The organism is Phocaeicola coprophilus DSM 18228 = JCM 13818 (assembly GCF_000157915.1).
Taxonomy (GTDB): Bacteria; Bacteroidota; Bacteroidia; order Bacteroidales; family Bacteroidaceae; genus Phocaeicola; species Phocaeicola coprophilus.
Map to the genome: position 1 here is coordinate 1 of NZ_EQ973631.1, position 8,963 is coordinate 8,963.

10 protein-coding genes, 1 tRNA gene and 1 pseudogene are annotated in these 8,963 nt (G+C 41.2%); 6 read left to right on the forward strand and 6 right to left on the reverse strand.

Annotated features, from left to right (window positions below; translation table 11 throughout):
- Positions 1 to 28: 28 nt before the first annotated feature.
- Both BACCOPRO_RS00440 and BACCOPRO_RS17730 read right to left on the reverse strand, forming a co-directional pair.
- Positions 29 to 256, reverse strand: coding sequence for a winged helix-turn-helix domain-containing protein (locus tag BACCOPRO_RS00440; protein ID WP_008139861.1), 228 nt, complete (start codon positions 254 to 256; stop codon positions 29 to 31).
- 255 nt (positions 257 to 511) lie between these two features.
- Complete coding sequence (locus tag BACCOPRO_RS17730) at positions 512 to 649, reverse strand: hypothetical protein (protein ID WP_162231612.1); 138 nt, start codon at positions 647 to 649, stop codon at positions 512 to 514.
- Between the two features lie 252 nt (positions 650 to 901).
- On the opposite strand from BACCOPRO_RS17730, the gene BACCOPRO_RS00445 reads away from it, so the two are divergent.
- Positions 902 to 985: transfer RNA gene (locus tag BACCOPRO_RS00445), tRNA-Leu, on the forward strand.
- A gap of 59 nt (positions 986 to 1,044) precedes the next feature.
- Here the strand turns inward: BACCOPRO_RS00445 and BACCOPRO_RS00450 are convergent.
- The 4 genes from BACCOPRO_RS00450 to BACCOPRO_RS00465 all read right to left on the reverse strand — a co-directional run bounded on the left by BACCOPRO_RS00450 (position 1,045) and on the right by BACCOPRO_RS00465 (position 5,635).
- Complete coding sequence (locus BACCOPRO_RS00450) at positions 1,045 to 2,247, reverse strand: electron transfer flavoprotein subunit alpha/FixB family protein (RefSeq protein WP_008139865.1); 1,203 nt, start codon at positions 2,245 to 2,247, stop codon at positions 1,045 to 1,047.
- A 5-nt stretch (positions 2,248 to 2,252) separates the two neighbouring features.
- The gene (locus tag BACCOPRO_RS00455) at positions 2,253 to 3,032 is read right to left on the reverse strand and encodes an electron transfer flavoprotein subunit beta/FixA family protein (protein ID WP_008139867.1); all 780 of its coding nucleotides are present in this window, start codon (positions 3,030 to 3,032) and stop codon (positions 2,253 to 2,255) included.
- A gap of 63 nt (positions 3,033 to 3,095) precedes the next feature.
- The gene (locus BACCOPRO_RS00460) at positions 3,096 to 4,322 is read right to left on the reverse strand and encodes an NAD(P)/FAD-dependent oxidoreductase (protein ID WP_008139869.1); all 1,227 of its coding nucleotides are present in this window, start codon (positions 4,320 to 4,322) and stop codon (positions 3,096 to 3,098) included.
- A 2-nt stretch (positions 4,323 to 4,324) separates the two neighbouring features.
- On the reverse strand, positions 4,325 to 5,635 hold the full coding sequence (locus tag BACCOPRO_RS00465) for a DUF5690 family protein (RefSeq protein WP_008139871.1): 1,311 nt from the start codon (positions 5,633 to 5,635) through the stop codon (positions 4,325 to 4,327).
- Between the two features lie 205 nt (positions 5,636 to 5,840).
- Between BACCOPRO_RS00465 and BACCOPRO_RS00470 the strand changes: the two genes are divergently transcribed.
- The 5 genes and pseudogenes from BACCOPRO_RS00470 to BACCOPRO_RS00490 all read left to right on the forward strand — a co-directional run.
- Complete coding sequence (locus BACCOPRO_RS00470) at positions 5,841 to 6,734, forward strand: hypothetical protein (RefSeq protein ID WP_008139872.1); 894 nt, start codon at positions 5,841 to 5,843, stop codon at positions 6,732 to 6,734.
- 195 nt (positions 6,735 to 6,929) lie between these two features.
- A complete protein-coding gene (locus BACCOPRO_RS00475; protein WP_008139874.1) occupies positions 6,930 to 7,415 on the forward strand; it encodes a ferritin in 486 nt (161 codons plus the stop codon).
- A 30-nt stretch (positions 7,416 to 7,445) separates the two neighbouring features.
- Positions 7,446 to 8,126, forward strand: coding sequence for an O-methyltransferase (locus tag BACCOPRO_RS17735; RefSeq protein WP_040311012.1), 681 nt, complete (start codon positions 7,446 to 7,448; stop codon positions 8,124 to 8,126).
- Positions 8,127 to 8,136: 10 nt separating this feature from the next.
- Positions 8,137 to 8,704: pseudogene (locus BACCOPRO_RS00485) on the forward strand (cob(I)yrinic acid a,c-diamide adenosyltransferase).
- A 62-nt stretch (positions 8,705 to 8,766) separates the two neighbouring features.
- On the forward strand, positions 8,767 to 8,963 hold a 197-nt coding region (locus BACCOPRO_RS00490; RefSeq protein WP_008139881.1), incomplete at its 3' end, for a DUF2795 domain-containing protein.

Below are 8,963 nucleotides of genomic sequence, written 5' to 3' on the forward strand. Positions count from 1 at the left end.
ATATTGTGTTCTCATAATTCGAAGAAAACTATCCGATATACAGGCTCAACTCAATATATAAACTTTGTTTGTCTTTATTCAAGGATTCATCGAATTGGATTTTTCCTTCACGGGCTAACCAGCCGATGGCGGAATTTAATTCTCGGTCTCTTAGACCTGTAACTTGCTTTAGTTCTTGATACTCCCATTTCCTGTTGTCACCATGCAGTACCTTCCAAACGATACCTGCACTTTCTCCGATACTTTGTATGTTCATAGCGCAATCAAAATAGGTTAATATTAAATCTGTTATTTACAGCCCTCATAAGGCTTGTTACAAATTTATATAATTATATCGGAAAAAGCTATCTTTTCTGATAGTTTTTTCAAATTAGAAGAAATAAAATTGGGATTTGACAGATTTTCCTGCGAAGCCGGAAATCCGAATAGAGGATTTTCCGGATATTTAGAAGAATATTCGACAAGTGTAAGATTCGTGATTTGTCGAAATGTGTAAGTAGATGTTTTTCTTTTATAGAGCGGCCTGCTGTTTAGCCAGTAACTTTTGAAGTTTTCCGTTTAAAGCTTGGCACATAGCACCGTTTCTCATGTCATGATAACGCTTAATGCGATACTGCAACATTTGGATTTCGTTTTTCATTTCTTTCATAATTTTCAGTTTTTGTGTTTCCCACATTTTGGGAACTGGTTTTACATTTATGTTCGTTCTCTTTTAATAACACTGCAAAGGTACAAAAAGTTTGCCAAAAATATGTTTTACGACATAAATATAATAAAGATTTAACATCTATCTCCCTTTTTTCGGGGCTATTCTGAAAAAAGTCCGAATAATTTTGTGTATTTTAGAAAAGTCTCTATCTTTGCACTCGCAATTTAAAACAATGGCGTTTGTTCATTTAATGCCCAGATGGCGGAATCGGTAGACGCGCTGGTCTCAAACACCAGTGGAGTAACATCCATCCCGGTTCGACCCCGGGTCTGGGTACTTAAAGTTTAGAAATCCTTGTAAGTGAAAGCTTACAAGGATTTTTCTTTATGTATCTGTTATATTGTATTAGTCAGAAGTCTTTTTACTGCTTCCTCAGCGGTTATTACCCATCCATAGTCAGCAATATTGAAAATAGGTGCAGAGGCATCAGAATTGATCGCAATGATCTTTTTGGCTCCTCCTATACCGGAAGTATGTTGAATCTGTCCGCTGATACCGATTGCAATATAAATATCCGGTGAGACAACATGTCCGGTTTGGCCGATTTGCATTTGTGGTTCTATCAGGCCTGCCTCTACTGCTGCGCGTGAACCTGCTACAACGGCTCCTATTTGTTGGGCCCATTGCCGTATCTGTCTTACTGTCTCAGGATTTTTGACTCCACGTCCTACACTGACAATAATGCGACTGTCGTTTAATGATATGCCATTGGACTGTTCTTTAGATGCGCTGATCCTATGAATACGCTTATCGGCTACAAAATCTGAGATGTCATGTTGTATGATTTCACCTGTTTTATTGAAATCGGCTTCGATGGCTTGCATGATGCCAGGACGTACAGATGCCATTTGCGGACGACGGTCTGGGGTTATGATCGTAGCCATGAGATTTCCACCAAAAGCTGGACGTATCTGATGAAGTAATCGGGTCTCTGGATCTATATTTAATTCAGTACAGTCAGCGGTAAGTCCAGTTTTTAATAAAGAGGCGAGACGTGCAGACAGTCCTCTGCCTTTAGTTGTGGCACCGACCAATAAAATTTCAGGATGAAGTGCTTCTGCCAGGTCGGCTATAACTCTGGCGTAGTTTTCTTCAATATATGTTTCTAAAGTTTCAGATTCTAATAAATGTATACGTTGTGCGCCGTAGGCTGCCAGTTCGGAAGCCAGATGCTTGATATTGTTGCCCACCAGTATGGCTTCAACTTTCTGATTTAATTTCTGAGACAGTTCTTGGGCTTTTCCTAACAATTCCTTGCAGACTGGAGCTAGTGTACCGTCTTGTGTTTCTGCAAGCACCCATATTCCATGGGTTGGTGTGAGACAGGTTGGAGTTGTCTGTTTAGGTGCTTCTTTCATTGTCAGGGCTGTTGCGGGACAAGCTTGTACGCAGGTTCCACATAAACGGCAACTGTTGATATCTATTTCCGGATATTCATTGAATTGTATAGCCCCAAATGTACAGCTGTCTGCGCAGATACCGCATTGGGTACAGATATCTTTATTGAATTGGAGGGCAAAAGTATTATCGTTTGTCATATTTCTTATTTCTGAGGGTGAATACTTTCTTGGATTATTTGCATAATGTTGGTCGCATCAGTCAGCCATTCAATAGATTTGTTGCTTTGCGGAACTTGTGTGGATACGACTTTGGTTGGTGAAGCGTATAACCCGACTTCATTGCTTGACAGATTCAGGTCATTTTCATCCCAGCATACGATTGATTGTTGTTGGGCTTTACGCCAGCCAGCCAGTGTGGGAGGGTTGATCTCTCCATTTTCTTTACTTACCATGACGACGCATGGAAGAGTGATTTCAAGCTGTTGTATGGTTTCGCCGGCTTTTTTATGCAAAATGATGCTGTTGTCCGTCAGGTTGTCAATTTGTATGAGTTGTGTTATTTGTGGTATGTCAAGTTGACCTGCCACTTCGGGACCTACCTGAGCTGTATCTCCATCTATGGCCATACGTCCGAAAAATAAGATGTCATAGGAACCTATTTTGCGAACAGCCGCAGCCAATACGGTACTGGTACACCATGTATCGCTTCCGGCAAAGGCACGTGAAGAAAGCAGGATGGCATGGTCAGCTCCGTGTTGCAATGCCTCACGCAGTACATTCTCGGCTTTGGCAGGTCCCATACTTACGGCGACTATTTCGGCTCCGGTCTTTTTTTTCAGGTTTAGTGCGGCTTGCAGGGCACACAAGTCATCAGGATTGGTTTTACATAAGGCAGATGAACGCTTTAATGTTTTGGTGATCGGATCAATTTCCACTAGTGTGGATTGTGGAACTTGTTTTAAGAATACAATATATCGTTTCATTTTTTATGGTCATTAATGATATTAAATGATAAGTGGAAGATAAAGTGAGTAGCACACAAAGTGTTATCCTCCTTTTTTGTTGGACCGTGCATCTGCACAGCGTTTCTGGAACTCGGCAGAGAAAGGATCGACTTTACCGAAACGTTCCGGTGCAAAGTAGGCTGGGTCTACAAATGGCGTTTCTTTCATAATCAGTTCGGCAACCAGTCTTCCCATACCTCCTCCGGCAGCGACTCCACCACCGCAACATCCGGTAATGGTATATAAGCCTGTGTATTGCGCAATCGGGCCAATGATAAATTTGGCATCGGGAACATAACAGGATGGTCCGGCCATATAGTGGGCAATAGGGAGTTCGTCAATATCCTTTAAAAATCTTTTGAGAAGTGGTGCGCATTCATCCAGTACAGTCCATTTGGCAGCTTCATTGAAATCGAAATCTTCCAGCTTGTCAGTCAGTGTAGCAGGATCGAAAGGCTGGCATTGGCTTTCCCGTAATCCAATAATCAGTGCACCTACGTCGGAACGGGTAAATGCACGGGCATCAGGGATGACAGTGAACGGATGGTTGGCGGGGAAACGTTCAGAATCAATAGCACTGATCCAGAAATGACTTCTTACCGGGGTAAAGGGAAGTCCGATCTGAAGTGGGCGCATCAGCAGGTTTGCCCATGAACCTGCTGCATTGACTACAATAGGAGCAGTAATTGTTTCTCCGTTGATTAATGTAATACCAGTTGTCCGGTTCCCTTCTACATTGATTGTTTGTACTTTGCTGTTCGGGCGAAGAGTGACTCCTAATTTCTTGGCTGCTTTGGCATATCCTGAACAGAGCAGGGCAGAGTCAATAAAGGCATCTGTCGGCATATACAAGGCAACATCAATCGGATCGGTTTCTATCCAGGGAAGCAATTCTTTAGTACGTTCCCGGGTGATTCTTTCATTAGGAATACCAAAGCGGTTGGCCGCCTCTTCCAGAGCTTCTATTTCTTTCAGAGAGGCTTCGGATGAAGCTATTGTGATACTGCCGCATTGCTGTAATTCCAGAGACTCGTCTAAAAGCTGTTCTATTTCTCCGATGCAATCGTAGGTTTCCTGAACCAGTTCCATGAGGGCTGGTTTGGTTCGTGCACGTGTCAGCAGGCAGGCAGCACGCGCCGAAGCTTGTGACGCAATTTCATTTCCATCTACTAGCAGAATCTGTCCTGCATTTCGTTTGGCAAGCTGATAGGCTGTTGCACATCCCAGCAATCCGCCTCCTATGATAATGATGTCATAATGTTGTTCCATTGTTAAATCGTATTATATTGAGGATTCATGAAAAATTTTGTTGTTTTTGTTTTCATTTCTTGTGTATACTTCCGGTAGATTAAAAGTCCTGCAATGGTAAAGAGGATCGAACAAATGGCTCCAACGGCACAGGAAATGTGATTGAATAAAGCAAACCATTCAAGTTCGATATTCAAGAACTCCTTGGTGGATAGCAGGGTTACAGTACCCAGGTAACCGATGAAATCAATCATGGCAATGAAGAATCCTACATTTCCCTTGATACGGAAACAAGCTATAAACCGGTCGAAGAAGATGGTTTGGAAAGTCAGGTAAGCAATATAAAGTGACAGACTTTGTATAAATAGCCAGGTGATGGGCGGTAAGTTGAGCGTTTCGTAAAAGAAAGATACGTAAGTCATGGTCAGGCATCCGGCTATAACCAGAGTCATCAGCCATAACAGTGCTTTGATGTTGTTTCGGAAAAAGGCGAACAGCGCAAAGATTCCTAAAATGACGAGTGTTACAATGGTATCAATTCTGGCAAACAGCCACGATGATTGATTGCTCATGTCCAGTATGTTGACAAGAAAGTCTTCCTTGATATCTCGTAAGACCAATAGCATAAAGTTTCCGATAAATAGCAGACTCAGGATAGGCGCGTATTTCATAAACAGTTTTTTGCGCCCTTTGCCGTCCAGAATCACGCGCTCATTGCGTAAGGCAATATCTTCAGCTGTCGGTTGTGGTAACTTTTTCAGCATATATCCCATGAGTACTAACAGGGGAAGTGCAAAACCTCCAATGACGGCGGGCATCCAGAATTGGTCAATCTGCATTTCATTCATGGCAAATAATCCGAAGCTTTTGGCAACTCCCGAACTGAACACCATACTGACTCCTAATAAACTGGCCAGGATGTCGGTAACCTTGCGCCCTTCAATAAAACTGAAGATTACTCCCCACATGCATCCCAATGACAGTCCATTGACAAACATGGCGATGACATTATAAGGAGGATTTAATATACCGAATCCGATAAGTGCTGCTTCTGCAAGTATGGCTGAACTGACAAAAAATCTGAATCGTTTTTCTTTCTTTAGTTCCGAGATTATTTTTATTCCGAAGAATTTGGCAATGACATATCCTAATATCTGGATTGTGGTTACAGCCACTTTATAGTCACTTCCTAAGAATGTTAGCCCTTCAAAGGATGCGGCTGTGTAAGGCTTTCGCAAGGCATATACTAATGAATAGGAAAGCAGTGCTGCGCCGCCGGCCCAAAGGATCAGGAGCGCATCAGATAATTGTTTGTTTTGGGTAGCTTGCTTCATTTATGAGTTTTTTTTGAGATTCAAATTCTGAGTGCAAAGCTATTGTGAGATAAAATCTGAAAGAATTAATTTATAATGTATAATGATGGGATGTTTATGCTAATTTATAATGTCACATTTATATTATTTTTATGCAATGATTTTGTAATGAGTGACATAACTTTGTAATAACAAACACCTATCTTTGTAATCAAACGAAGGATTTATGGATAAACTTGCATTACTTTATGAACGGATGAAAAAACTCCGGGAGTCGGGTGTGAAAATGAAAGAGATATCGGAGGAAACAGATATAGCTTCCAGTGTACTTTCATCACTTTATTCATCGGTGTTACCGATGTATGTGAATCTGTTGTCTTCTGGTACTGAACCGGAGGCGGCATTGGATCAGGCTTTGCAACAAGTAAATAATGTATCCAAACGTAAATTGTTAGGATGTCTGGATGATTTGTATGAAAAGGTATGTCATCTGGAACCTCGTTTGATTTCCGCTAAAAATGGAGAACGTCCTTTTCTGGATGATATTGAAAAGGAGGCTGTCAGATATTTGCCGAATGCAGGTATTTATGCCGGGTTGTATTTAGCATACAGTGCTTCTTCTTTTTCGGATGGTTTAAAGGTAGAGCCTTATATGATTACTTCCATTACGGATGGTAATACGATGCCCAAGGTATATAGTCAGAATATGTCGGGTGATTATTATGTAGGTATCGGATTATTCTCTCCTTTTCAGATCGGTTATTTGATGTTTAATGAGCAAAAACGCCTGCAGTTGGCTTTGAAGGTAATATATCTTCAGCTTCCCATTTTGGAATATCCTGATCTGATAAAAGGTATTTATCTGACCCATGACTATAACCGGAATCCGATAGCCCGCCGTATTTTGTTTGTCCGTCAGGGGGATGAGATCCCGCTGAATGAATTTGCAGAGCTCCGTACCCGAGTAATATCTAAAGATCAGATCGAAACGGAAGAAGAACGGGCGTATTATGATTACACTTGCCATACTGAGGACATAATTAAAAGTATGATGCTTGTTTCTCCTGATAAGAATATAGATGATTTAAGAAGAGAAAAGCGTATCCTGGGATTTTTATGAGAAGAGAACAGACTGCCTCTTGCCAGTTTGTCGGAGCATTTGTTTAAAGTTGAATGACAACGTGGCAGGATTGATCTGCAGAACCTCTTTTTTGTTTAAATTCTATAAAAAGCAGCTGCTTTATCGGAATTGTGGTACTTTGTTTGTTTATTTGTAAGAAACAAATTGACTTGTTCTATTAAAAAATATACGATTATGATTTCAGAAAAATTACAAACAGCAATTAATGAACAGATTACAGCTGAAATGTGGTCTTCTAATCTTTATCTTTCCATGTCATTCTATTTGAAGCGTGAAGGTTTCGATGGTTTTGCACACTGGCTGCTTCTGCAATCACAAGAAGAGTTGCAGCACGCTTATGATCTGGCTGATTATGTGATTAAGCGTGGAGGTACCGCTTCTGTAGACAAGATTGATGTTGTTCCTCAAGGCTGGGGAAGTGCATTGGAAGTGTTTGAACATGTCTATAAGCATGAATGCCATGTTTCTGAGTTAATTGAAAATTTGGTGAAGATAGCTTCTGAAGAAAAAGACATGCCTTCACAGGATTTCCTTTGGGGATATGTACGTGAACAGGTAGAAGAAGAAGCTACGGCTCAGAGTATCGTAGAGAAATTGAAACGTTGTGGTGATGCAGCTGGCATTCTTTATATGGATGACAAGCTGGGAAGCCGTAAATAAAAAACGGAAGAGGATTATTACCGTTTCAATATGACAGATATTTTCCGTCGTGCTTGGAATTGGTGCTGCCGTTTCCGTCATCGTTGTGGATATGGCGTACATTCTCCGTCCGATTTTCATTTTATAACGTTCGTGATTTATGAACGCTTACCTTTTTATGCTTATACTCCTCTGCATCGTCTGCGCAGAGGAGTATTGCATTTGCCGCATTATAGAGAGAAAGTTGACCGCCTTTTATTCCGGGTTGTAAATGAGCGTCGTCCTTCAGCTTTATTGGAAGTTGGTACAGGAAGTGGTTTAAGTGCCCTTTATATGGCATCTGCAAATCTGCAGATGAAAGTACGGACACTGGATCAGAAATATCAGGAAAAAGTAGCCCGTCTTTTTGGGGAGAACTCTCGTATTACTTATGAGAAATGTGAACTGAAAGATGGAATTGAACATTTTCTGTCTGAAAACCATTGTCCTGATCTGATACATATCGCTCATACACCTTATTATAAAGAGGTCTTTGATCTGTTACTCACAAAAGTAAAGTCAGAGACATGTATGATTATCGGACAGCCTTATGCAACGGCTGAGAAAAAGCTGTGGTGGAAAGAAGTTGTGGCCGATGAACGTACGGGAGTAACTTTCGATTTGTATGATGTCGGATTGGTTTTCTTTGATAAATCGCGTGTGAAAGAACATCGTATTGTAAATTTCCTTTAAGTATGATACTATGAAAAAAAGTGTGATATATACCCGAACGGGAGACAAGGGAATGACTTCTCTTGTGGGAGGAAAAAGAGTCCCGAAAACGCATGCTCGTCTGGAAGCTTATGGGACAGTTGACGAACTCAACGCTTATGTGGGATGGCTGATGTCTCTTGTTGAGGATGCTGCTATTCTTTCTTTCCTGCAAAATGTGCAGCACAAGCTTTTCTCTTTAGGCTCTTATTTGGCTACTGACCAGTCTCATACGGATCTGCGTATGGAAAGCCGGATTACCGATGAGAATATTCAGATGCTGGAACAGGCTATTGATGAATTGGATGCAGCCTCAAAGTGGAAAGGATTTATTCTTCCGGGAGGGGCTCCTGGTGCGGCAGCCTGCCATATCTGTCGTACTGTTTGCCGTCGTACGGAACGCAGGATGCTTGCTTTGGAAGAGATAGAACATGTCGAGCTGGATGAGAAAGCCAAGTGTTTTATAAACAGATTGTCTGATTTATTTTTTTGTTCTTGCCAAAAAGTTGAACCAATTGGCAGGAGTTGAAGAAATTTATTGGGATAAGAGTTGTAAATGAAAGAAATTGTTATACTTTTGTGGCTCAATAAAAACATGTACAACTTTTAATACTGAAATACTATGTATTGGACATTGGAATTGGCCTCGAAGCTGGAGGATGCTCCCTGGCCGGCAACTAAAGACGAATTGATTGACTATGCAATGCGTTCGGGTGCTCCGCTAGAAGTGATTGAAAACTTGCAGGAGATGGAAGACGAAGGTGAGATTTACGAAAGTATTGAAGATATTTGGCCTGACTATCCTAGCAAAGAAGACTT

Bases quoted from the DNA above. Each gene is read 5' to 3' on its own strand.
- BACCOPRO_RS00455 (WP_008139867.1), bottom strand. From the start codon at position 3,032: ATGAAACGATATATTGTATTCTTAAAACAAGTTCCACAATCCACACTA.
- BACCOPRO_RS00450 (WP_008139865.1), bottom strand. From the start codon at position 2,247: ATGACAAACGATAATACTTTTGCCCTCCAATTCAATAAAGATATCTGT.
- BACCOPRO_RS00470 (WP_008139872.1), top strand. From the start codon at position 5,841: ATGGATAAACTTGCATTACTTTATGAACGGATGAAAAAACTCCGGGAG.
- BACCOPRO_RS17735 (WP_040311012.1), top strand. From the start codon at position 7,446: ATGACAGATATTTTCCGTCGTGCTTGGAATTGGTGCTGCCGTTTCCGT.
- BACCOPRO_RS17730 (WP_162231612.1), bottom strand. From the start codon at position 649: ATGAAAGAAATGAAAAACGAAATCCAAATGTTGCAGTATCGCATTAAG.
- BACCOPRO_RS00440 (WP_008139861.1), bottom strand. From the start codon at position 256: ATGAACATACAAAGTATCGGAGAAAGTGCAGGTATCGTTTGGAAGGTA.
- BACCOPRO_RS00460 (WP_008139869.1), bottom strand. From the start codon at position 4,322: ATGGAACAACATTATGACATCATTATCATAGGAGGCGGATTGCTGGGA.
- BACCOPRO_RS00465 (WP_008139871.1), bottom strand. From the start codon at position 5,635: ATGAAGCAAGCTACCCAAAACAAACAATTATCTGATGCGCTCCTGATC.
- BACCOPRO_RS00475 (WP_008139874.1), top strand. From the start codon at position 6,930: ATGATTTCAGAAAAATTACAAACAGCAATTAATGAACAGATTACAGCT.